This is a genomic window from Devosia ureilytica (genome assembly GCF_024273195.1).
Taxonomy (GTDB): domain Bacteria; phylum Pseudomonadota; class Alphaproteobacteria; order Rhizobiales; family Devosiaceae; genus Devosia; species Devosia ureilytica.
Genome location: NZ_JAMZCU010000005.1, coordinates 176,896 through 199,954, shown reverse-complemented (window position 1 = coordinate 199,954; position 23,059 = coordinate 176,896). Strand labels below are relative to the sequence as shown.

General features: G+C 62.2%; 24 protein-coding genes. 13 read left to right on the top strand and 11 right to left on the bottom strand.

The annotated features are described in order from the left end of the window. Positions 1-7 precede the first annotated feature (7 nt). Positions 8-685 carry a TetR/AcrR family transcriptional regulator gene (locus tag NIM87_RS14275; RefSeq protein WP_254675367.1) on the top strand — a complete coding sequence of 226 codons (678 nt, stop codon included), beginning with the start codon at positions 8-10 and terminating at the stop codon, positions 683-685. 84 nt (positions 686-769) lie between these two features. Here NIM87_RS14275 and NIM87_RS14270 read toward each other — a convergent pair whose 3' ends face one another. Beyond that, positions 770-1,900, bottom strand: coding sequence for an iron-containing alcohol dehydrogenase (locus tag NIM87_RS14270; RefSeq protein WP_254675366.1), 1,131 nt, complete (start codon positions 1,898-1,900; stop codon positions 770-772). Positions 1,901-2,170: 270 nt separating this feature from the next. On the opposite strand from NIM87_RS14270, the gene NIM87_RS14265 reads away from it, so the two are divergent. Beyond that, positions 2,171-3,949 carry an alpha-amylase family glycosyl hydrolase gene (locus NIM87_RS14265; RefSeq protein ID WP_254675365.1) on the top strand — a complete coding sequence of 593 codons (1,779 nt, stop codon included), beginning with the start codon at positions 2,171-2,173 and terminating at the stop codon, positions 3,947-3,949. Positions 3,950-4,012: 63 nt separating this feature from the next. On the opposite strand, the gene NIM87_RS14260 is transcribed toward NIM87_RS14265, so the two are convergent. After that, positions 4,013-4,972 carry a TIGR03885 family FMN-dependent LLM class oxidoreductase gene (locus tag NIM87_RS14260; protein ID WP_254675364.1) on the bottom strand — a complete coding sequence of 320 codons (960 nt, stop codon included), beginning with the start codon at positions 4,970-4,972 and terminating at the stop codon, positions 4,013-4,015. Next, positions 4,969-5,565 (bottom strand): cysteine hydrolase family protein, encoded by a 597-nt coding sequence (locus NIM87_RS14255; protein WP_254675363.1) that lies wholly within the window; start codon positions 5,563-5,565, stop codon positions 4,969-4,971. The genes NIM87_RS14260 and NIM87_RS14255 overlap by 4 nt, the downstream gene beginning before the upstream one ends. Positions 5,566-5,939: 374 nt before the next feature. Here NIM87_RS14255 and NIM87_RS14250 point away from each other — a divergent pair, with 374 nt between their 5' ends. The 6 genes from NIM87_RS14250 to NIM87_RS14225 all read left to right on the top strand — a co-directional run bounded on the left by NIM87_RS14250 (position 5,940) and on the right by NIM87_RS14225 (position 12,414). Continuing rightward, entirely contained in the window at positions 5,940-7,016 is a 1,077-nt protein-coding gene (locus tag NIM87_RS14250) for a LacI family DNA-binding transcriptional regulator (protein WP_254675362.1), read from the top strand. Beyond that, on the top strand, positions 7,013-8,269 hold the full coding sequence (locus NIM87_RS14245) for an extracellular solute-binding protein (RefSeq protein WP_254675361.1): 1,257 nt from the start codon (positions 7,013-7,015) through the stop codon (positions 8,267-8,269). Before NIM87_RS14250 ends, NIM87_RS14245 begins: the two co-directional genes overlap by 4 nt. Before the next feature lie 71 nt (positions 8,270-8,340). After that, positions 8,341-9,414, top strand: a complete 1,074-nt coding sequence (locus NIM87_RS14240) for a carbohydrate ABC transporter permease (protein WP_254675360.1) — start codon at positions 8,341-8,343, stop codon at positions 9,412-9,414. Next, positions 9,414-10,292, top strand: a complete 879-nt coding sequence (locus tag NIM87_RS14235) for a carbohydrate ABC transporter permease (protein ID WP_254675359.1) — start codon at positions 9,414-9,416, stop codon at positions 10,290-10,292. The genes NIM87_RS14240 and NIM87_RS14235 overlap by 1 nt, the downstream gene beginning before the upstream one ends. A gap of 29 nt (positions 10,293-10,321) precedes the next feature. Beyond that, complete coding sequence (locus tag NIM87_RS14230) at positions 10,322-11,314, top strand: glycoside hydrolase family protein (RefSeq protein WP_254675358.1); 993 nt, start codon at positions 10,322-10,324, stop codon at positions 11,312-11,314. Between the two features lie 26 nt (positions 11,315-11,340). Further along, complete coding sequence (locus NIM87_RS14225) at positions 11,341-12,414, top strand: ABC transporter ATP-binding protein (RefSeq protein ID WP_254675357.1); 1,074 nt, start codon at positions 11,341-11,343, stop codon at positions 12,412-12,414. Between the two features lie 91 nt (positions 12,415-12,505). Here NIM87_RS14225 and NIM87_RS14220 read toward each other — a convergent pair whose 3' ends face one another. From NIM87_RS14220 to NIM87_RS14210, 3 genes are all read right to left on the bottom strand, one after another. Beyond that, positions 12,506-13,108, bottom strand: coding sequence for a TetR/AcrR family transcriptional regulator (locus NIM87_RS14220; protein WP_254675356.1), 603 nt, complete (start codon positions 13,106-13,108; stop codon positions 12,506-12,508). Between the two features lie 70 nt (positions 13,109-13,178). Next, positions 13,179-13,970 (bottom strand): hypothetical protein, encoded by a 792-nt coding sequence (locus NIM87_RS14215; RefSeq protein WP_254675355.1) that lies wholly within the window; start codon positions 13,968-13,970, stop codon positions 13,179-13,181. Between the two features lie 23 nt (positions 13,971-13,993). After that, complete coding sequence (locus NIM87_RS14210; protein ID WP_254675354.1) at positions 13,994-14,860, bottom strand: alpha/beta fold hydrolase; 867 nt, start codon at positions 14,858-14,860, stop codon at positions 13,994-13,996. A 477-nt stretch (positions 14,861-15,337) separates the two neighbouring features. On the opposite strand from NIM87_RS14210, the gene NIM87_RS14205 reads away from it, so the two are divergent. Then, positions 15,338-16,030, top strand: coding sequence for a type 1 glutamine amidotransferase domain-containing protein (locus NIM87_RS14205; protein WP_254675353.1), 693 nt, complete (start codon positions 15,338-15,340; stop codon positions 16,028-16,030). Here NIM87_RS14205 and NIM87_RS14200 read toward each other — a convergent pair. Beyond that, positions 16,027-16,485 (bottom strand): MerR family transcriptional regulator, encoded by a 459-nt coding sequence (locus tag NIM87_RS14200; protein WP_332017526.1) that lies wholly within the window; start codon positions 16,483-16,485, stop codon positions 16,027-16,029. The two genes, NIM87_RS14205 and NIM87_RS14200, sit on opposite strands and share 4 nt — an antisense overlap. Positions 16,486-16,567: 82 nt before the next feature. Between NIM87_RS14200 and NIM87_RS14195 the strand changes: the two genes are divergently transcribed. Then, on the top strand, positions 16,568-17,488 hold the full coding sequence (locus NIM87_RS14195; RefSeq protein WP_254675352.1) for an NAD-dependent epimerase/dehydratase family protein: 921 nt from the start codon (positions 16,568-16,570) through the stop codon (positions 17,486-17,488). Between the two features lie 46 nt (positions 17,489-17,534). Here the strand turns inward: NIM87_RS14195 and NIM87_RS14190 are convergent, their stop codons facing one another. The 3 genes from NIM87_RS14190 to NIM87_RS14180 form a co-directional block, all read right to left on the bottom strand. Next, positions 17,535-18,203, bottom strand: coding sequence for an outer membrane protein (locus tag NIM87_RS14190; RefSeq protein WP_254675351.1), 669 nt, complete (start codon positions 18,201-18,203; stop codon positions 17,535-17,537). A 104-nt stretch (positions 18,204-18,307) separates the two neighbouring features. Next, positions 18,308-19,792: a sigma-54-dependent transcriptional regulator gene (locus NIM87_RS14185; protein WP_254675350.1), complete on the bottom strand. Its 1,485-nt coding sequence runs from the start codon at positions 19,790-19,792 to the stop codon at positions 18,308-18,310. A gap of 182 nt (positions 19,793-19,974) precedes the next feature. Next, on the bottom strand, positions 19,975-20,151 hold the full coding sequence (locus NIM87_RS14180) for a YdcH family protein (RefSeq protein WP_254675349.1): 177 nt from the start codon (positions 20,149-20,151) through the stop codon (positions 19,975-19,977). Between the two features lie 161 nt (positions 20,152-20,312). Between NIM87_RS14180 and NIM87_RS14175 the strand changes: the two genes are divergently transcribed. The 3 genes from NIM87_RS14175 (at position 20,313) to NIM87_RS14165 (ending at position 22,175) form a co-directional block, all read left to right on the top strand. Further along, the gene (locus NIM87_RS14175; RefSeq protein ID WP_254675511.1) at positions 20,313-20,519 is read left to right on the top strand and encodes a YdcH family protein; all 207 of its coding nucleotides are present in this window, start codon (positions 20,313-20,315) and stop codon (positions 20,517-20,519) included. Positions 20,520-20,593: 74 nt separating this feature from the next. After that, positions 20,594-21,085 (top strand): 5-(carboxyamino)imidazole ribonucleotide mutase, encoded by a 492-nt coding sequence (gene purE / locus NIM87_RS14170; RefSeq protein ID WP_254675348.1) that lies wholly within the window; start codon positions 20,594-20,596, stop codon positions 21,083-21,085. Between the two features lie 4 nt (positions 21,086-21,089). Beyond that, positions 21,090-22,175: a 5-(carboxyamino)imidazole ribonucleotide synthase gene (locus NIM87_RS14165; RefSeq protein WP_254675347.1), complete on the top strand. Its 1,086-nt coding sequence runs from the start codon at positions 21,090-21,092 to the stop codon at positions 22,173-22,175. A gap of 62 nt (positions 22,176-22,237) precedes the next feature. On the opposite strand, the gene NIM87_RS14160 is transcribed toward NIM87_RS14165, so the two are convergent. Beyond that, on the bottom strand, positions 22,238-22,930 hold the full coding sequence (locus tag NIM87_RS14160; protein WP_254675346.1) for an alpha/beta fold hydrolase: 693 nt from the start codon (positions 22,928-22,930) through the stop codon (positions 22,238-22,240). Positions 22,931-23,059: the final 129 nt, after the last annotated feature.

Sequence of the window (23,059 nt, the reverse complement as noted above, 5' to 3'; positions counted from 1 at the left end):
GCGATAGATGACAAAGAAAACGCAAGACGGTTCGGCCCCTGCCAGCACAAGCGACGCTGCCCCGCGCCAGAAGCGCAATGCCGACGAGACACGTGCCAAGATTCTCAAGGCGGCGCGCGCCGAGTTCTCCCAGAACGGTTTTGCGGGCGCACGCGTGGACAAGATCGTGGCGGCCGCAAAAACCAATCCGCGGATGGTCTACCACTATTTTGGCGGCAAGGCCGGGCTCTATATCGAAGTCCTGGAAGATGCGCTGGGGCGACTACGCAAGGAAGAGCTCAAGATTGACGTGGAGCACCTGACCCCGCTCGAGGGTCTGATGCAGCTGTTTGATTTCATGCATGACCATTTTGAGGCCGACATGCCGCTGGTCAGCCTTTTGCGCAATGAGAACCTGCAAAAGGCACGGCACATGAAGTCATCCAAGCGCATCCGCGAAATGTCTTCGCCGGTGCGCGATCTGATCGCCAACCTTCTGAGGCGCGGTGAACAGGACAAGTGCCTGAGGCCAGGCATCGATCCGCTGCAGCTCTATGTGATGATGGTGGCCCTCAATCAATTTCACCTGTCAAACGCTCATACCCTGTCCGTGATTTTTGAAGAGGACCTCATGGATGCCGAGTGGCGCCGGTGCCGCCACGATGCCGCTCGTACGATGCTGCGCGCCTATCTATCGAAGCCGTAGCCGGCGCCCGGGCTGGCGGTCCCCTTTGGGATATGCCGCGGTGTGCTGGGCAGTAGAAATGGTCCGCCGCTCCGCTGCCTGCGTCTAGAGGCTATCCTCCAGAATTTTGAGGAAGTCGGGAGCGCCAACCGGCCGTGGATTGGACGCGGTCGAATGATCCTTGACCGCGTATTGGGAGATCTGCTCGAAGCAGTCTGGCGTTACGCCCATCTCTCCGAGCCGTGCCGGCAGGCCCAACCGCTGTGCAAGCGCGGCCATTTCATCAGCGATATCGGCATCTTCCGACAGGTTCAGCGCCACCCGGATGCGCGCATATTTTTCCTGGCTGCCCGGGGCGTTGTAGCGCAGTACCGCCGGCAGCAGGACTGCGTTGAGCGTTCCATGATGAAGCCTGAGCGCCTTGAGGCCGCCGAGCGGATGGGACAGCGAGTGCACGGCGCCCAGTCCCTTCTGAAAGGTCAGCCCGCCCTGTAGCGCTGCCAGCATCATTTCATGGCGCGCCGTCGCATCGGCTCCGTCACGCGTGGCGGGCTCGATCCACTTGGCCGCGCGCGCGAGCCCATCGAGTGCGATGGCATCGGCCACCGGATTGAACCGCGGGCTGAGAAAGGTCTCGATGCAATGGGTGACGGCATCCATGCCGGTGGCGGCCGTGAGGTAGGGAGGCAGGCCGATTGTCAGGTCCGGATCACAAATGGCGACGCTGGGGATCATGTGGGGCGAGATGAACCCCAGCTTGCGGCCATCCTCAAGGGTCAGCAGCGCCGCCCGGCCCACCTCGCTGCCGGTACCGGCAGTGGTCGGCACCGCAATGACCGGGGGCTTGTTCGCGGTGATCAGGTCCATGCCGCCCAGAATGACCGCATATTGTTCCAGCGGCCCGGGGTGGCTGGCCAGCAGGGACACGGCCTTTGCCAGGTCGATGGGAGAGCCGCCGCCGATGGCTACAATGCTGTCGCAGCCCGAGGCTTTGAACAACGCGACAGCATCCTGGGCGGCAGCTTCCGTCGGATTTTCAGGCGTGCCGTCAAAGACGGGCGTGTCCTGGCCAATGCCAGACCTGGCCAGCACTGTCGCGAGCAGACCGGCGGCGACAATGCCCCTGTCAGTGACGATCATGGGACGGGATACGCCGAGGAGCTTCAACTCATCTGCGAGGAGGGAGATGGCTCCCGCTTGGAATTGAATGCGCGTCAGGTACTGAATCAGAGCCAAGGGAGCCTCCTCGATAGTGTCGAACGTTTTCGTCCTTACAAAGCGGCGACCAAGCTGGTTCGGCCACCACCGACAGCAACAATAGCAGCATTGGCGCGGCGCGGCAGTGAGTAGACGTCGCGCCGCAAACGGGCGCGAGGCCGATGGCAGCATGGCGACATGATCGGGGCGTCAGTGTCCGGTGACCCCGCGAGGGCGGCGCGATTGCTGAAACGGGAACCAGGCAACACTTGCCACCGTTTCCGAGGTCCCTACTTTCGGACTTTTCTCATGCCCTCTCGATTTGGCCCCCACCTCGACGACACCACCACCCAATTCCGCCTCTGGGCGCCCAGCGCAAAGAACATCGACCTCATTCTCAAGGATCGCGAACCGGTGCCAATGGTTCGGGACGAGGCAGGCTTGTGGTCCGCGCGACCAGACAATTGCGGACCCGGTACGCGCTATCGGTTCGCCATTGGCGGCAAGGCTTTCCCGGACCCGGCGTCACGCCAGCAGGACGGGGGGACTGCGGGCTGGAGCGTCGTCTGCGCGCCGCTGCTGCCCAGCGGCCGGAAAGAGCCCCTGCGCCCTTGGCACGAAACCATAATTTGCGAAGTGCATGTGGGCACAGCGTCCCCGGAAGGGACTTTTGCGGGGCTCGCCAAAAGGCTCGAACACTTTCGCGATGCCGGGTTCACCGCCCTCGAAATCATGCCCGTGAATGCCTTTCCCGGCCGGCGCAACTGGGGCTATGACGGGACGCTGATCTATGCCCCGGCAGAAGCCTATGGCAGCCGGGAAGACCTGCGAAGCCTGGTTGATCGGGCCCATGAACTGGGCCTCTGTCTCATCCTCGACGTGGTCTACAACCACTTCGGCAAGTTCGACAATTTCATCGAGAGCTATGCGCCCGAATGGTTCGACAATGACGTCGAGACGCCCTGGGGCAAAGGCATTGATTTTACCCGGGAAATGGTGCGGCAGTTCTACTACGAGAATGCTGGCATGTGGCTTGGGGAGTTCGATTTCGACGGCCTGCGCTTTGATGCGATCCACGAAATCCAGACAGAGGCGCGCGACCTGTTCCTGGGCGACCTGGCCAAGGTGGCCCGCAGCGTGAAGGGCGACGCAAAGCTCATTATCGAGAACATGGACAATATCGCGTCCTGGCTGGACCGTGACGCCGCCAACCAGCCCAAGGATTTCACGGCGCAGTGGAATGACGACATCCACCATGTGCTGCATTACCTGGTCACCGGCGAAGGCAAGAATGGCTACGATGAAATGGGCAGCGATCCTGTCGCGGATCTCGAAAAGGGCCTGGCCGACGGTTTCATCCATGATGGTGAGGCTGAGGGCGGAAGCGATGGGACCTCGCGCGGTGAGCCGGCCAGCCGCTTGCCTCTGGATGCCTTCGTCTCCTATGTGCAGAACCATGACCAGATCGGCAATCGCGCCGATAGCAAGCGCCTGCCGGACCGGGTCAGTGCCGAAAAACTCGACTTCCTGCATTTCGTAACCATGCTAGCGCCCCAGGTGCCGCTCTTCTTCATGGGCGAGGAAGCGCATCTGCGAACACCTTTTCCATTCTTCGTCGATCTGCCCGAGGCGGCGGCCGCCCAAGTGCGCGCCGAACGCTACACGCAGATGCGCGAAAGTTTTGAGGAGGAGGTCGAGGAGGGAGACCTGCCCGATCCCAACGCGCTCGAAACCTTCCAGCGCGCGGTGATCGACTGGACCGAGTTCGAGCAGCCGGAGCGCCAGGCGGCCTTTGCCCGTTTCCAGACCCTGGCATCGTGGCGCCGCGAGCGTCTCTGGCCTCTGGCTGCGACGCCGTGTCTCGATGCACGAACAGGCCGGCACGGCACGGCCATCGTGGTCAGCTGGATTTTCGAAGGTGGCGTGCTGACCATGGCGCTCAATGCCAGCGACAGGCCCGCCGACCTCGCCTGCGTCGTCAACGGTCCGCCAATCACCACCGGCGACTTCGCCCAGCACGGCGAAGTGTTGCGCCTCGGCCCCTGGAGCGCGGTGGCCTGGACCTGGACGCGTCCATCTGAGGAGTAGGACATGTCGTTGATCGGAAGCATGGTTTCGACCGGGTGACTTTCGGCTCCCTGCCGGCAAGGCTCATCTCAGCGCCGGGAGAACCTTGCCGCCAAAGGCCTCGATGAAGTCTTGCTGATTGCGGCCGACGCAGTGCAGGTGAACGGCCGCAACCTCGAGGTCCGTCAGAGCCGCGATGCGGGCTTGGTGCCAGCCCAGGTCGGCCGAGACGGCGACGCGCTGGCGGATCGTTTTCTCCGTCACCAGCGCGCCAATGGCGTCGAAATCGCTGGGCCGACTGAGGTTCCAGTTGGTGTCCCCTGCCGCCGAAAGCGGTCCCCATTGCTCAAGAGCATTGTGCACGGCCTCTTCCTCGGTTCTGTCCCAGGAGAGGGCATGCTGGATGTGGATGGGCTTGCCGGCGCCGCCATTGTCGCGGAAGGCATTGATCACCCGGGCGACAGCGTCGGGCTCGCCGCCGGTCGTCAACAGTCCATCGGCCCAGCCTGCGGCCCAGGCGGCCGTCGCTTCAGAGACAGCCGCTCCGAACAGGGGAACAGGTGTCGACGGACGCGAATAAAGCTTGGCCTCGACGACCCTCACCCGGCCGCGATGCGTTACGGTCTCCCCGGCAAACAAGGCCCTGGTCACGTCGACGCATTCGCGCAGGCGCGCGTTGCGCTCGGCCTTGTCAGGCCAGACCTCGCCGGTGATGGCTTCGTTGATTGCCTCACCGCTGCCGAGCGCCAGCCAAAGGCGCCCCGGGAACATCTCTCCGATTGTGGCGGCTGCCTGCGCCAGTATGGCCGGATGATAGCGGTAGCCGGGCGCTGAGATTATCCCCATTGGCAGTGACGTCGCCTGCATGGCCGCGCCCAGCCATGACCAGGCAAAGCCCGATTGCCCCTGCCGGTCACTCCAGGGATGGAAGTGATCGGAGGATTTGGCGCAATCGAAGCCCGCTGCCTCGGCGGCGCGGACGAAGCCGATCAAGTCACTTGGCGCGAATTGCTCGTGCGAAGCATGGTATCCGATCAGCGTCATAGGCCCGCCTCCTGCCGGAGGTCGATCAGTTCCCCGACACTGGTAACAGTCAGCTGCGCCTGAAAACGGCTGCGGTAGATGTCGAGCATGGCATCATGGGTTGGGTCCGCCGAGCCGAACAGGGCGTCCAGCGGCAGATAGACATGATACCCAAGGTCGATGGCACCGAGCGTTGTCGCGAGCACGCAGACATCGGTTTCCCCGCCGGTGATGATCACTGACGAAGCGCCGCGGGCCCGCAACGCCCGGTGCAAATCACCGGACCACCACGGCGAATAGACCGGCTTATCCAGGACTTCGGCGGGTGGCACGAGCCGGCGCAGGGACGGCACGAGATCGATAAGGTCCGGCGTCAGCCTTTCGCCCACCATGTCCGGCCAGAGGGCGTAATAGTCCTTCCAATGACCGACTGCGGCCTCGATCACCCGGGGCGGGACGAAGCGCGTGAAGATGGTGCGGTCAGCAAAGCGGGCGGCGACCTCTTCGATGGCGGGCAGGACGCGGCCCAGCCAGGGCGCATGCCAAGGCGTGTCGAACGCAAACAGGTTCTGCATGTCAACGCAAATATGGGCCAGCGTGGAAGGCGCTCTCATCGTTCCAACCTGCATCAGTCCTCCGGGTCAGCGGCGTTTGGAGGAGATAAGGCGGGGAGGCGGTAAAGCGTTCCCACTGATCGAGGTGACTTTGATGCGGTCCAACGCAAGGCTGGGCGCGTTAGCGGCGGCATTGGGGACTAGGTGGCGTCCGTTGATTCCGCCCCGTCAAAACCTTCAAAAAATGCCTGTGGGCGGCAATTGCTGCTGCCCACCGCCAGACGCGGCTTGACTCCAGGCAACAACTCATTCATTTATGACACCGATGTCATGACATCGGTGTCATCAGAGCGCCGCGGACATCTCGGTGGATCGATACGTCTGAACCCCAAGAGGGTAAGTTGGGCAATCGATTCAACCGGAGGAGGAATAAAGTGGCTACGATTTACGATGTCGCCAAGGCAGCAGGGGTTTCGCCCAAGACGGTGAGCCGGGTCATGAACGGCGATGCGCCGGTCAACCAGGCGACCCGCGAGGCCGTCGAACAGGCCATGTTGGCGCTCAATTACGTGCCGTCCAGTGCGGCGCGCACCATGCGCTCGCAACGCTCGGGCCTGATCGGCATGATCACTGGCGCCATCAGCACCACGCATCAGTTCGAAGATGCAGGCCTGCCGGAAATCTACCTGGTGCAAGGCGCCCAGCGCGTCATCGGCCAGTCGAACCGCACCCTGCTCATTGCCGACAGCGGCGGGCAGGCAGATCGTATCCCCACGCTCTTGCAGACCTTCCGCGAGCATCGCGTGGAAGGCATTCTCTATGTGGCCGAATACCATAGGGAAGTGACCCTGCCGGCCTCGCTGCGCGACCTGCCGATTGTCCTGGTCAACTGCTTTGATGCCGCTGAAACCCCCTGCATCCTGCCCGATGACGAAGGCGGGCAATTCACCTTGGTCGATGGGCTGATCAGGCGCGGCCACCAGCGCATCGCCTACCTGACGCTGCCCGAGCATCAAGTGGCTTGCGGCCTGCGCGTCGCCGGCTACCACCGGGCGCATGCCCAGCACGGGATCGCAGTCGACGAACGACTGATCCAGGTCGGCGCACTGCCCAGCCCCACGCATGAATTCGACCTGCTCTGGGATGCGCTGGACCGCGTGCTCAAGGCCGAACCCACCGTCATCTGCTGCGCCAATGACAAGATGGCAATGCGCGTCTACGGCCTCCTGCGCGACCGGGGCGTCGCTATCCCCCAGCAGATGTCGGTGGCCGGCTATGACGACTACCGCATGATCGCCGAACACCTGCATCCCGGCCTGACCAGCGCCGTATTGCCCTATGCCGCCATGGGCGCGCGCGCTGCCGACAAGCTGCTGCGCCTCATCGGTGGCTCGACCAAACCCGGTGAACCGAACCGCGAACACGTGTCGGCTCCGGTTGCCTGGCGCGACAGCGTCCTGACCCGTGACGCCAATGTCACCCAACTGAACTCAAGGAGGAGAGAAACATGAAATCCCTAAGCCTATTGGCCGCGAGCCTCGCTTTCGCCAGCGCCATGAGCAGCGCTGCCTTCGCCCAGACCACATTGACCATGTGGTACCACGGCGCTGGCAACGAGGTTGAATCCAACATCATCAACCAGATCATTTCCGATTTTAACGCCAGCCAGTCCGACTGGGTCGTGGAAATCGAGAGCTTTCCGCAGGCAGCCTACAATGACAGCGTCGTTGCCGGTGCCCTGGCGGGCAACCTTCCCGATATTCTGGACGTCGATGGTCCGGTGATGCCCAATTGGGCCTGGTCGGGCTATATGCAGCCGCTGCAGATCGACGAAGCCAAGATCGCCAATTACCTGCCCGGCACCAAGGGTGTGTGGAACGGCGAGCTCTATTCCATCGGCCTGTGGGATGCGGCGATCTCGCTGGTCACCCGCCAGTCCTATCTCGATGAGCTGGGCCTGCGCGTTCCGACGCTCGAGCAACCCTGGACCGGCGAAGAATTCATGGATGCGCTGGCCAAGGCCAAGGCCTCGGGCAAGTTCGATCATGCCCTCGACCTGGGCACCGCCTGGACCGGTGAATGGTATCCCTATGCCTTCTCGCCCTTCCTGCAGAGTTTTGGCGGCGACATCATCGACCGCTCCACCTATACCACTGCCGAAGGCGTGCTGAACGGCGAAGCAGCCGTGGAATTCGGCACTTGGTGGCAGGGCCTGTTCACAGAGGGCTATGCCCAGGCCACCCAGGACCCGGCCGACCGCGATAATGGCTTCAACAGCGGCAAATATGCCTTCTCCTGGAATGGCAATTGGGCGGCGCTGGGCACCTTGGATGCCTATGAAGACGTGCTGTTCCTTCCCGCGCCCGATTTCGGCAATGGCCCCAAGATCGGTGCTGCCTCCTGGCAGTTCGGCGTGGCGGCAACCTCCGAGCATCCCGATGGCGCTTCCGCGTTCATCGAATTTGCCCTTCAGGACAAGTACCTGGCCGACTTCTCCAACGGGATCGGCCTGATCCCGGCGACCGCCTCGGCGGCGGCGCTGACGGAGAACTACGAGGAAGGTGGGCCGCTGGCCGTGTTCTTTGGCCTGTCCGAGGCCCAAGCCCTCGTGCGCCCCGTGACCCCTGGCTATGTCGTGGCCGCCAAGGTGTTCGAGAAGGCGCTCGCCGACATCGCCAATGGTGCCGACGTGCAGGACACGCTGGACTCCGCCGTTGATGAAATCGACGCCGACATCTCCAAGAACGACAATTACGGCTTCTAGAGTCCGCCCCCTCGTGACTCTAGAGGGATCCCGGCGCCAGCCGGGGTCCCGATTTGAAAGGTTCGTGGCAGATGGCCTCCAAGTTCACCCGTTCCAATGCCACCGGCTGGATGATGGCCGGCCCGGCTGCCGCACTGATGGCGCTGTTCATCGTGCTGCCCTTCATCTTTGCAATTGGCTTCAGCTTTACCAACCAGCGACTGATCTCGCCCAACCCGACGCAGTTCGTGGGCCTGAGCAACTATTCGCAACTGCTGGGCGTGGGCCTGTTAGTCCTCGAGCCGGAAAAGGACGAAGCGGGCAGCGTGCTGCGCACCGACGACGGCTCGCTCACCTATCCGGCCCTGCGCGGCTTCACGCGGAACAACCCAGATTATCCGCAATTCGACGGCATGCGGGAATGGTTCAGCCTGTCCCTTGGCGAGAATCGCATCTATGTCCTGGCGCGCGATGTCGTGTTCATCAAGGCGATCGTCAATACGGTGATCTTCGTCATGGTGGTGGCGCCACTCCAGGGCGGGCTGGCGCTGGTGCTGGCCCTGCTGATCAACCAGAAATTGCGCGGCATCAATTTCTTCCGCGCCGTCTATTTCATGCCGGTTGTGGTCTCGATCGTGGTGGTGTCGCTGCTGTGGCGCTTCATCTATGACGGCCAGAGCGGGCTTTTGAACAATCTGTTGGGCGCCCTGACCTTTGGGGCTTTCCCGCGCATTGACTGGCTGGGCAACCCCAACACTGCCCTTGGCGCCATTATCGCCATGTCGATCTGGCAGGCCGTGGGCTTCCACATGGTCATCTGGCTTTCGGGCCTGCAAACGATCAGCCCGTCCCTTTACGAGGCTGCGGCCATTGAGGGCGCCAGCCCTTGGCAGACCTTCCGCTATGTGACCTGGCCGGGCCTGCGCAACACGGCGGTACTGGTGCTGATCGTCATCACCATGCAGGCCTTCGCGCTCTTCGCACAGATCGATGTCATGACCAGCGGCGGTCCGCTCGACTCCACGCAAACCATCGTTTTCCAGGCCGTCGAGCGCGGCTATGGCAAGCAGGACATATCGGGTGGCTCGACCATTTCGGTGATCCTGTTCGTGTTCGTCCTCGCCATCTCGCTGTTGCAGCGCTGGCTGACCCGGGAGAAGAAGTGATGGCCCAGATCACCGCGGATAATCATGGTCTGCGCCTTGTGGTGCGTTACACCGTGCTGGGCCTGATTGCCCTGATGTTCGTCTTCCCGCTGGTCTTCATGCTGATGTCGAGCCTCAAGCCCGACGCGCAGCTGCTCAGCGACACGCGCAGCCTGCGCGCCTTCCTGCCGGTGGGCGATATCTCGCTCGACAACTATTTCGACGCCTTCCGCCGCGCGCCGGTGGGGCTCTTCATCTTCAATTCCGTCGTCGTCACCGGGATCACGGTGGTGCTTTCGCTCATGGTCTGTTCGGCGGCGGCCTTTGCCTTCGTCTTCGTTGACTGGCGCGGGCGGGAACTGGTGCTGACGCTGATCCTGGCAACGCTGATCGTGCCTTTCGAGACCATCGCCATTCCGCTCCTGCTCATCGCGTCCAAGCTGCCCTGGCTCGGGCTCGATGGCCTTAGCTATGGCTGGCTCAATTCCTATCAGGTGCAGATCATCCCCTTTGTGGCCGATGGCCTCACGATTTTCCTCTTCGTCCAGTATTTCAAGGACCTGCCGGGCGAGTTGATCGAGGCTGCACGTGTCGAAGGCGCCAGCTGGTGGCAGGTCTATCGCCGGATCGTCATGCCGCTGGCCGGCCCGGTGCTGGCGACGGCGGCAATCCTAAAGTTCCTGGCAATGTACAACCAATATCTCTGGCCGCTCATGGTGGTGCAGGAGGAGACTTACCGCCCCGTCATGGTGGGTCTGCAATATTTCTTCCAGCTCAACCGCGCCTGGGGCGAGATCATGGCCTATCTCTCGCTGATTACCGTCCCTGTGCTGGCCTTCTACCTGTTTCTGCAACGCGCCTTTATCGCCTCGATCGCCTCAACCGGCGTCAAGGGCTGAGCGGCATATCTTTTTGAAAGACGAGACCAGTGGTTATTGCTCTTAAAGACAAATGGATTTGGGATTTCTGGATCTACCAGGACGGCGCGGATTATCACGCCTATTTCCTGCAGGCCGACAATACTCTCGCCCATCCCGACATGCGCCATCGCAATGTCACCCAGGGTCATGCGGTTTCCAAGGACCTGGTCAACTGGACGCATCTGGGCACCACGTTCAGGCCGGCCGATCCGGTGGCATGGGACGATTGGACCACCTGGACCGGTTCGACCCTGCGTGACGATACCGGTCTTTGGCATCTGTTCTATACCGGCACCGAACATGCCGAGGAGGGCATGAAGCAGCGGCTGGGCCATGCGACCTCAATCGACGGGCACAACTGGACCCGCGTCGGCGATGGGCTGGCGCTCGATCTGTCCGGCCCGGACTATGAGGAATATACCCCCGGCCACTGGCATGACCGCGCCTTCCGCGATCCCTGGGTGATGAAGAACCCCAAGGGAGACGGCTGGGTCATGTATTTCGTTGCCCGCCAGCCCGGCACGGCCGAACCCAATGCCGGCGGCACGATCGGCTTTGCCACCTCGCCCGACCTTTATACCTGGACGCTGCAACCACCCGTCTATGCCGGGGGCATGTTCGGGCAGATGGAAGTGCCGCAGGTCTTCAAGGCCAATGGCAAATGGTACATGCTGTTCTGCACCGATGGGTCGCACTGGTCGGAAGCCTATAAGCGCTTCAATCCTGAAAAGCCCGTCCGCGGCACGCACTACCTCATGGCCGATGATCCGTTCGGTCCCTGGGACGTGGCGCCCGGCCCCTTCTTTGATGGGGCCCAGGGCAGCCGCTATGCCGGCAAGATCGTCGAGACCGATGCGGGCCTGGTGTTCATGGGCTTTCTCCATGACGCGCCCGACGGCTCGTTCATTGGGGAGGTTTCCGACCCCATCCCCGTGCGCATCGACGCCGACGGCCTGCTGCATACCGAACTCGACAAGCTGCCCCCCGGCGCAAAAGTCTGACCCCGAACACTCGCAAGGACACCGACATGGCCAGCGTTTCCCTCAAGAATGTCCGCAAGAACTACGGCGCCGCCGATATCATCAAGGGCGTCGACATAGAGATCGCAGATGGCGAATTCTGCGTCTTTGTCGGCCCCTCGGGCTGCGGCAAGTCGACCCTTCTGCGCATGATCGCCGGGCTTGAAGACATCAGCGGCGGGACGCTGAGCATCGGCGACCGCGTGGTCAACGATCTCCCCCCTAAGGATCGCAGCATTGCCATGGTGTTCCAGTCCTATGCCATTTTTCCGCATATGACCGTGCGGGAGAACCTGGCTTTCGGCCTCACCATCGCCAATGCACCCAAGGCCGAGAAGGATGCCAAGGTGGCCGAAGCCGCCCGCATTCTCCAGATGGAGCATCTCCTGGAGCGGCGTCCGAGCCAATTGTCGGGCGGCCAGCGCCAACGCGTCGCCATCGGCCGCGCCATTGTGCGCAAGCCCGGCGTCTTCCTGTTTGATGAACCTTTGTCCAATCTCGATGCCGCATTGCGGGTGGACATGCGCATGGAACTGGCCAAGCTCCATGCCGACCTCAAGGCGACCATGGTCTATGTGACGCACGACCAGGTCGAGGCCATGACGCTGGCCGACAAAATCGTCGTCCTCAATGCCGGCATCGTTCAGCAGGTGGGCACGCCGCTCGAACTCTACCATCGCCCTGCAAACAAGTTCGTCGCTGGCTTCATCGGCTCGCCGAAAATGAATTTCCTCGAAGTCACGGTCGAGGCCGTCGACGGTGGCTCCATGCGGCTATCTGGGCCCGCCCTTCAGGGACTGACACTGCCCGCATCGGACAATCGGGCAGGCGACAAGCTGACCTTGGGCGTGCGGCCGCACGATCTCACCGCCATGAACGACGGGCCACTTTCGGGCACGGTAATTTTGGTTGAACACCTGGGCAACGAGACCCTCGTCAGCTTGTCTCTGACCAATGGACAGGGGATTATCGTTGCCCTTGACGGCGACACCAACTGCCATGTCGGCCAAACCCTGACTCTCGGTTTTCCGCCAAACAAAGTGCATTTGTTCAACGAGGGCGGCACGCGCGTAATCGTCTGACACAGGTAGCAGCGGGCGTTCCGCGCACGGAGAAGCCTGATTGAAGGCATGCACCGGCCTATCCTTCAGCGCCAGATCACGCCCCGCCGCCTCAGCGGCGAAGCAGGACGCTGAGGCGGCCGGCGATTTCGGCCATGACCTGGTCCACAGAATGGGCGGCATTGATCGTCGTCGACATGCTGACGAACATGATGGCCGAGACGATCTGCGCCATCTTTGCGGCATCGTCGGCGCTGATGCGTCCATCTCGGCTCAAGACGGCGGCGATTGCCTGCTCGGTCCTGACGGTAAGGACCAGTGCGTCACGGTGATGTGGCTCTTCGGGGTCCCCGAAGACGAGCTCCTTGAGGTAGGTCCGGCCATTCTCGATATGGACGCGGTTGCATTCGACGACCGGGCGGATGATCGCGATGATCGCCGTCAACACGTCGGGGATGTTCTCGGCCGCTGCGGTGCCCTCTTCAAGGGCGCTGACATAGCTTGAGTTCTGGACCAGAAGGAACAGCTCGCTCTTGCTCTTGGCATAAAGGAACAGGGTTCCGGTGCCGATATCGGCTTTGTCTGCGATCTGTTGGGTCGTGACAGCATCGACGCCGCGCTCCTCGAAGAGCGCGCGGGCTGCTGCAATGATGCGTTCGAGCTTATCCTGCTTGTTGCGCTCGCGGCGTCCGATTGGCCGGGGGGCAGGGGGCATGAGCAATTCCTTCAGTGACGGCGACTTGATATGAGAGGCACGGCATGCTGCCTCCCATGTCTATCACCGATTACTCCTGATCGTCAGGAAGGGCGACACCACCCTTCACGAAGGTCAGCGCTTCCGAGACCTGGTAGGCGTGGGCGGCGGAGGCAAACCGCGCCAACCCGCGCGAGAGAGACGAAACCTCGTGGCTCTCCAGGAACGCTGCCTGGGCGGCTGCGTCGGCAAAGCCAAGGATCAGCGAGGCGTGGAACCGCTGGTCGGCGGGGTTGTCGTGGGCGACATTGGGCGTATCCCAAAGGCGCCTGGTCCAGGGCAGGAAGGTCTGCGTCCGCAACTCCTTTAGTAGACCGCTCGCGGCGAGCGCCGGCGCAAGTTCGGCGTTGATGAATCTCCGAAACGCCGCAGCGCCAACGCTGTCCCGCCGCCTGAGATAAACCAGGACGCGCGAGCCGACCTCTTCGCCGGGCCGACCAACTTCGTACCAGCGGGACCAACCCGGCGGGCCGAGGTAAAGCAACGTGCGCCTGAACAGGTTGATCTCGTCCTTGTAGGCCATCTGGGTCTGCTTGCGCCCCTGGAACACCGAAAAGATCGATTTGAACGTGACCTCGGCGACCCCGTCTATTTTTCGTGCAGCCGGGATGACCGTCTCCATGCCAGCCGTCGCCGGCCAGACCCCGCGGTTGTCCTCGGCAAGGTGGATCTGCCGGTATTCCTCCATTCCCGGCGTCGCCGAGATGATCCGAGAATGCGGCCCCTTCCAATAGGCCATTCCCCTGTCGCGAGGCTGGTCGTTCCTGACCCACAGCAGGATCGAGCTCGAGAAGTGCTTGCGCACCTTTGGCGATTTACCCATTTTCTGGCTCCCTGGCGCTGCAATCAACGATCAAGAAACGCGACGGCAACCGGCGCGAACTTCTCGTGGAACTGGAAAATGCCGCCGTGGCCGGAATCGGGGTAGATGACCAGTTCCGAGCCTTTGATCCGGCGATGCAGGTCGGTCGAGAGAACCGAAGGCACCATACGGTCATTGTCGCCATTGGCGATCAGCGTGGGTTGAGTGATCCTCGATAGGTCCGCCGGGGCCGAACGTCCCCACTTCTCGATGGCGCGGAGCTGCGTCTGAAGGGCCTTGATCCTGACCGGCACGTCACGGTTGACGGTGCGCTCTTTCAGCCGGCCAACGAAAGCGCGGCCTGCACTTTTGCCAATGGCGTTGCGGTTGAAGAACAGGAACTCCTTGGGATCGGACCCGGTCAGGGTGGCGCGGAGAATGTCGAAATAGGTGATGCCCCTCACCTTGTCGATGTCCTTGCCACCCGCAGGGCCGGTGCCGGTGAGGATCAGCTTGCGGACGAGGCCGGGATATTTCGCGACCAACGCCTGGGCGACCATGCCGCCGAGCGAAAACGAGAAGATGTCGATCTTTTCCAAGCCGAGCGCCCGGATGAAGGTCGCCGCATCCTCGGCCATGGCCTCGACGCTGTCCGGCACCTTGCCTGACGATGCGCCGAGTCCGCGATTGTCGAAGGCAATGACGTGATGGCCCTTGGCGATGGGGTCGATGATGCGCGGGTCCCAATTGTCGAGGTTCGCGGCCAGGTGAACGAAGAACACGACGGGCACGCCGCCCCTGGGTCCCAATTCGCGATAGGCATAGCTGACGCCGCCGGCCGTGATCGTGCGCGCCGGTGCGTCCTTGTAGCGGGTGGCGATGGTTTCGTTTGAAGGGATGTTCCTGTCCATGATGGGCTCCTTGCGCTGGGCGTTGCGGGCCACATAGTCCGCAGGCCTTATTAGTGACTATGCTCAAATATGAGTATAGTCAGTTTAAGTCAAGGGGCAGGCGAGCAACGTGAGCGCCTTCGAGGACGTAACGAACAAGTGAGGTGGCGTGCCTTGCGAAACGCTCGTATCAAAGCGGAATAGAACGCACTGACCGAACGTCGGCCTTGGCCGAAGCCGCCAACGTTTCAAGGCGTCCAAACCGGGGTGGCTGATGGATCGGTGGCTGGCAAAGATCCAGTAGGGAGCTGGGCTTCGGACAGCGACTTCGCTGAACTGTGTGGACCGAGCGGCGCGAACTTCGTGTCAACGACGCTCATCGATCTTTGCGACCACACGCGCGGGAGCATTGGCATTTCCGATACTCAGTTTGCAGGCTTGACCTTAAACATAGCTTCAAGGTTATGCTCAGCTGCACTTCATATCGGAACCGCTTTCATGCCCAAGCGCATCATTCATGTCGTGACCAATGTCGCCCATTACGACGATCCGGGTGAGCCAACCGGGTTGTGGTTGTCGGAGCTGACCCATGCCTGGGACCATTTCGAAGCGCAGGGTTACGAGCAGGTCATCGTCAGTCCCAAGGGCGGCCGATCTCCGCTTGAGCCTCGGGCTCTCAAATGGCCGTTGCTCGATGCCTCGGCCAGGGCGTGGCTCGACGATCCGAAACGCATGAATATGTTGGCCACAACCCTTCGGCCCGATGAGGTCGATCCGGCGCAATTCGACGCCATCTACTTTACGGGTGGCCATGCGGTCATGTGGGACTTTCCAGACGATCCTGGCCTGCAGGCGCTGACGCGAGCCATCTGGGAGCAGGGCGGCGTGGTCGCCTCGGTGTGTCATGGCTACTGCGGGCTGCTCAATGTCACCCTGTCAGACGGCACCAACCTGGTCACCGGCAAGGATGTGACAGGCTTTGCCTGGACTGAGGAGGTGGTCGCTGGCGTGGCCAGTCATGTGCCCTACAATGCGGAAGCGGAAATGAAAAAACGCGGCGCGCATTACCAGAAGGCGCTGCTGCCGTTCCTGCCTTACGCCCGCGTCGATGGCCGGCTGATCACCGGTCAAAACCCCTTTTCGGCCAAACTAACTGCTGAAAAGATCGTCATGGCGCTCGGCGGCCGCTAGGAGGACTGCCGGGCGATACGCGGAACGGCGCCGGTCTCGGTGACGTGACGGGCCTCCAACAGCATGGTCGAAAGCACACGCCGGGCATTGTCGGCGCAGGTCATGTCGTCTGGTTTGCGTTCTATGTCGCCGAGCAGGTTCTGCAATTGCGCTTTGCTCTGGGCCAGCCGCGCTTGCAGCGCCGTGATCTCTGCGAGCTTGCGGCGCAAGGTTTCCACCAGCGCCGAATGATCCCACGTCTCCAGATTGACAGGCAGCAGGGTGCGGATTTCGTCAAGGCTGAAACCGGCCTGCTGCGCTGTGTCGATCAGCTCCAACACCGTTTGAGCATTTCTGGGGTAGTGCCGGTAGCCATTGGGCATGCGTTCCACCATCGGCAGCAGGCCCAGCCCCTCGTAAAAGCGTATGCGCGATGCCGTCAGGCCGGTGCGACGCGCCAGTTCGCCAATTTTCATTTCCACCCCGCTTGACCTTCAACTTAACTTAAAGGTTAGAGCTGGCGCATTCAAGGACATATGCAGGACCGGAGTGCGATACATGCAGACCATACTCGGAGCGTCGGGACAGATCGGCGAGGAACTTGCCAGAGCGCTCAAACGGGACTTCACCGACGACATCCGCCTGGTCAGCCGCAATCCGCGCAAGGTGAACGATACCGATCAGCTGATTGCGGCAGATCTGCTTGACCCCGAGCAGACGATGCGCGCCGTCCAGGGTTCCGAGGTGGTTTATCTGACGGCCGGCCTGCCGATGGACACCCGGCTCTGGGTTGAACAATGGCCGGTGATCATGCGCAATGTCATCGAGGCCTGCGCTGCCCATGGCACCAGACTGGTCTTTTTTGACAACACCTACATGTACCCCCAGACGGCCGAAGCGCAGACCGAGGACATGCGTTTTGCCCCCAATGGCGAAAAGGGACGCGTTCGCGCCGCCATTGCCAATGACCTGCTGACCGCCATGGCGCAAAACCGTCTGACGGCGATGATCTGCCGGGCGCCAGAATTTTATGGCCCAGGCAAGACCCAAAGCATCACCAATAGCGCCATCCTCGATCCCCTTCGACAGGGCAAGACGGCCAGGGTCTTGCTTCGCGACGACACCTTGCGCAGCCTCATCTTCACGCCCGACGCCAGCCGCGCCATGGCGCTCCTGGGAAACACGCCCGACGCCTTTGGCCACACCTGGCACCTGCCTTGCGATGATCACCGCCTGACCTATGGAGACTTCATCGGGCTGGCGGCGGAGACATTTGGCACCGAGCCACGCCATTCGGTCCTCAAACACTGGCAATTGCGGCTGGCCGGCCTGGTGAGGCCGGCTATTCGGGACGCCGCCGAATTGCTCCCGCGCTACGCGGCCGACAACATTTTCGTCTCCGACAAATTCAAGGCCCGGTTCCCGGATTTCAGGGTGACTTCATTTGCTGAAGGCCTGGCGCAGATCAAGCTCGGATAAACCGAACGACTGCCTTGTGGCCGGCAAACGATCCTGCACTGGGGGGCTAGAACTTGTAGTTGACGCCGGCGCGGACCATCGAGAAGCGCTGGGTGATGTCGCGATTGCCCACCGGCAGGCCGCCATAGGGCTGTCCGCCGAGGTCGACATAGAGGTATTCGGCCTTGATCGAGACATTGGCGGTTGCCTGCGCTTCGAGCCCGAGGCCGGCGGTCCAGCCGAAGTGATTGGCCGTTTGCGAGGTGACGACGCCGGTGCTTTCCTGGGCAACACCGCGGCCATAGGCAATACCCACGGTCGCATAAGGCATGACCTGGCCGACGGGGACGCCGGCGCGGGCGCGCAGGGTGCCGAAAAGATCGGTTTTGGCTTCAAAAGTTCCGCCGGCGATGTCTTCCTGGTAGCCAATGCTGGACCATTGCAGGTCAGTTTCGCCGCCGAGGACGAGGCCGCCCATGTCGAAATTGTAGCCGGCCTGGGCGCCGACGCCCCAGCCTGCGGCATTGTTGTCGAGCGTGCCACCGGGCAGGGCCGGCGAATTGACCGTGGTGCCCCAGGCGAAGCCGCCATTGATGCCGGCATAAAAGCCGCTCCACTGCGTGGCGCTGGTGGGCGAATAGATGGGCGAAGAATTGCCGGCCCAGCCCAGGTCAGCGGCCTGGACCGGTGCCATGAACAGGAGGAGGGCGAGCAGCGCCGTGCCGGAATGTCTCATGATGGCCTCGTCGTTAAGTTCAAGGCCGAAATTCGCGCCAATCTCTTAACGCTCAGGTAAGGAACAGGGTTAACGCGCGTGGTTCCTGTTCAAAACACCATGGGTCACGCTGCGTCGTTGATCAGCCCCTCGGCCATGCCATATTCGTGCAGCTTGCGGTAAAGCGTCGAGCGGCCGATGCCCAGGGCCCGGGCAACCCGCGACATGCGCCCGCCGTGGTGGGCGATGGCAAAGGCGATGGCTTCGCGCTCGATTTCCGAAAGGGCATGCAATTCGCCGGTGTCGGTGAGGAACCGATCCCGGGCGGCCTCGGGCGCCGGCTCGAGCCGGGGACGAGCCGTGGCGGCGTCGATATGCACCGGCAGACCGGGAGCGGGGATGTTTTCAAGAGACCGCAAGGCTTCTTCGCGACCAGCGGACTGCGCAATGATCTGGGGGAAGTCCTGGGTTTCAAGGAATGGCCCGTCGCTCAGAACGATGGCGCGGTAGACGGCATTTTCGAGCTGGCGGACATTGCCAGGCCAATCGTAGGCGCCCAAAAGGTCCATGGCGGCGGGGGTGGCACCCAGTACGCGTTTGCCGGCTTCGGCGGAGAAACGTGCGATGAAGTGGTTGACCAGGGCAACCATGTCCTCGCGGCGATCACGCAGCGGCGGCACATAGATGGGAAAGACATTGAGACGGTAGAACAGGTCCTCGCGAAATTCGCCGGATTTTGCGAGGTTGAGCAGGCGCCGGTTGGTGGCCGAGATCAGCCGCACATTGACCTTTTCGGGTCGTGTCGCGCCGACCGGCTCGATTTCGCCCTCCTGCAGGGCGCGCAGCAGCTTTACCTGGGTGTCGAGAGGGAGTTCCCCCACCTCATCGAGAAACAGCGTGCCGCCATGGGCCTCGCTGAACTTGCCGGCCTGATCGGCGTGGGCGCCGGTGAAGGCGCCCTTCTTGTGGCCAAACAGCACTGACTCCACCAGATTGGGCGGAATGGCCCCGCAGTTGACGGTGATGAAGGGTTTTCCGGCGCGCTCGCCGGTGCCCTGGATGATGCGTGCGACCAGTTCCTTGCCGGTGCCGGTTTCGCCCTCGATCAGTACCGGGATGGTGCTCTTGGCTGCCTTGGCGCAAAGGGTGATGACCCGCGCCATGCTGGGAGCCGTGGCAATCATGTCCTTGCGCGAGAATGTGCCGGCCTTGCGGGCATGCTCGGCCCGGATGGCAGCTTCGAGCGCATCAAGCTTCATGGCATTGCGCAGCGATATGATCAGCCGTTCGGGAGCCACCGGCTTTACGAAATAATCGGCTGCGCCCTGGCGCATGGCGGAGATGACGGTTTCGAGCGAGGCATTGGCGGTCTGGATGATCACAGGGGTGTTCAGACCCTCCTTGCGCATCGCCTCCATCACGCCCATGCCGTCGAGATCGGGCATAACCAGATCAAGGATCATGGCGCCCAACTGCGGATCTTCGCGCAGGAGGGCGAGGGCCTGCTCGCCGCCGGTTGCGGTGATGGGCTTGAAGCCCGCCCGGTTGGCAATCTCGGCGGTCAGCCGCAATTGCACCGGATCATCATCCACCACCAGAACACGCGTCATATCTACCCCAAAACCTTCGTTGATCGGCACGAATCGTGTTGTGCCGTTTTGGGAAAGACGATGCCGACCGCACCTTAAGAGGATGTTAATCCTAATCAATTTTTAGCGAATAGGGCGCATGAAAAAGGGCCGCGGCGCTTGGCCGTGACCCTCCAGAGCTCGTCAAATCTATGTTTGCTGCCTTATTGCCGCGTAGCGCCCTGGAGCTTGTAGAGTTCGTCCTTCACTTCGAGTTTCTTGCGCTTGAGCGCTGCAACCATCAGATCATCGGCAAGCCGATTTTGGGTTTCAGTCTGGATCATCCGATCCAGTTCCTGATGACGCCTTTCCAGCGCTGCAATGTGGCCTACAGTCGTCATAATAACTCCTTTCAGCGTGGTGGACGGGAGCATCGTCACAAATATTTCATGCTTTGTCGACGGCGTTTGAGACGGGCTTGGAAATCAGATGCAAAACTCTGTGTGATCGGTTAACCAAGGGTGAGAACCATGCATGCGCAGACCGGTAACCCATGCTGCAGCTGAACAAGGAACAGGAAGCCCAACTGGGTCTGGAACTGGCGATAAAACGCCAGGAACACTCGGATTTGGACGCTGCCATCCACACCCTTACGCAATCGCAGCTGGCGGATCGGATGCTGATTCAGCGCCTCAAAAAGCGCAAGCTGACGCTCAAGGACAGGATCGTGCAGTTGGAGAATATCCTCTTGCCCGACATTATTGCCTGAGCGCTTCGGCGCCTTGAGTTGTGGCAGGAATTGGGCTAATTGCGCGCTTTGTGGAGCGCGACGGGGGAATCGCCATGCTCAAGCCACCGGTCGCCATTGTCATGGGTAGCCAGTCCGACTGGCCCACCATGCGGCACGCCGCCGAAACCCTCGAAAGTCTCGAAGTCGAATATGAGGCCCGCGTCGTCTCGGCGCATCGCACGCCAGCGCGCATGGTGGACTTTGCCACCAATGCCCGCGCCGAGGGCTTCAAAATCATTATTGCCGGGGCCGGCGGGGCGGCGCATCTGCCCGGGATGATCGCTGCCATGACCCCGCTGCCGGTGTTTGGCGTGCCGGTGCGCTCCAAGGCGCTCAACGGCCTCGATAGCCTCTATTCCATCGTGCAGATGCCCGGCGGCGTGCCCGTGGGCACGCTGGCCATTGGCGAGCCCGGCGCCATCAATGCGGCGCTCCTCGCCGCGGCAGTGCTGGCGCTCAACGATGATGATCTGGCCGACCGGCTCGATGCGCATCGCGCCCGCCAGACCCAATCCGTGCCCCAGTTTCCGTCCGACATCGAGTAGTGACTTGACCGAAAAAACGACCATTCTTGCTCCCGGCGCGACCATTGGTATTCTGGGCGGGGGACAGCTTGGACGCATGCTGGCGTTGGCGGCAGCCAAGCTCGGGTTGAAAAGCCACGTCTATTGCCCCGACCCGCAAAGCCCGGCATTTGACGTGACGCCGCTCAAGACCGTGGCGGGCTATGAGGATGTCGAGGCGCTCAAGCGATTTGCGGCGCAGGTTGACGTCGTTACCTATGAATTCGAGAACGTGCCGGCGGCAACCGCCGAGGTGCTATCGGCCCTCGTACCGTTGCGGCCTGGCGCCAACGCGCTGGCTATTTCGCAGGACCGGTTGGCGGAAAAGTCTTTTCTGGCGTCCAAAAATATCCCGGTGGCGCCCTATCGCGCCGTCCATAGCCTTGATGACCTGAAGGTCGCGGTTGGCGAACTGGGCCTTCCGGCGGTGCTCAAGACCACGCGGCTCGGGTATGATGGCAAGGGGCAGCGGGTGCTGCGTACACCCGGCGACGCCGAAGCCGCCTTTGCCGAACTGGCCCCACACCCGTTGGTGCTCGAAGCTTTCGTGCCTTTCGAGAAAGAAATCTCGGTGGTGGTGGCGCGCGGACTGGATGGCGCGGTCCGGGCCTTCGATGCGGCCGAGAATGTGCATCGCCACCATATTCTTTACACCTCCACCGTGCCCGCTGACATTCCGCCCGGTGTTGAAAAACATGCGGCCATGTTGGCCAAGGTAATCGTCGTGGCGCTCGACTATGTGGGTGTGCTGGGGGTTGAATTCTTTGTCATTCCGGGCGACCGGCCGACGCTGATGGTCAACGAGATCGCCCCGCGCGTGCACAATTCCGGGCACTGGACCGAGGCCGTGTGCCTCACCGACCAGTTCGAGCAGCATATCCGCGCCATCGCTGGCTGGCCGCTGGGCGACCCGCAACGCATGGCCGATGTGCTGATGCAGAACCTGGTGGGGGACGAGGTCGACATCGTGCCCAATGGCCTTGATGGCCATACCCAGCCACATCTCTATGGCAAGGCCGAGGCCCGGCCGGGGCGAAAGATGGGGCATATCAACAGGATTGTGCGGGGGTAGAAGTCCCTTACCCACCTCGCCCTTTGCGGAGAGGTTGCCGCGCAGCGGCGGGTGAGGGGGCCTTATTTCTTTAGCCACCGCTTCATGGCTTCCACAACCGGCCCCGGGTTTTCCATGGTCGGCAGGTGCGCCGCGTCGGGGAACTGGACCAGATCGGCGCCGGGAATGTGGGTGGCCATTTCTTCGGCCAGTTCGGGCGGTGTCATCTTGTCGAGTGCGCCGACGCCCACCAGAGTGGGCACCGCGATGTCCTTCAAGGACGGCAGAGAATCCGCGCGGGTCATGATGGCCTTCTGCTGGCGGATATAGACCTCGCCGCCAACGCGTTCGGACATGGCCTGCACCTCGTCGGCCAGTGGTGTGCCCAGGTGATGCGGGGCGACCAGCTGGCCCAGCAGGCCGCGCGAGACACCGATGAACTTGCCTTCGCCGATCATGGCGATGCCCTTGCGGCGCGTTTCGCGGCGCTCGTCGGTATCGGCACGGGCCGAGGTGTCCAAGAGAGCGAGATGGGTGACGCGTTCGGGCGCCTGCCGCATGATTTCGAGCGCCACATAACCACCCATGGAGAGGCCGGCGAGGGCAAAGCGAGGCGGGGCCGCGGCCAGCGTGCGCGCGGCCATGGCGGCAATGGTGTCGTCGAGCCGCAGGTCGGCGACCATGGGCGCCACGCTGGCGGACAAACCGTCGATGATATCACGCCAGAGCCGGGCATCGCAGATGAGGCCGGGCAGGAAGACGATGGGCTGATACATGAGGGGCTCCTTGGTCCGCACCAAGGGGTAGCTGGCGCGACAGAATTGGACAATATGGGCAGAGGAACGCTGCGCTTTTCCTAACGTAAAAGTGTGGACAGGCGGCGCGCGTTGGTCTATAGACCCCGC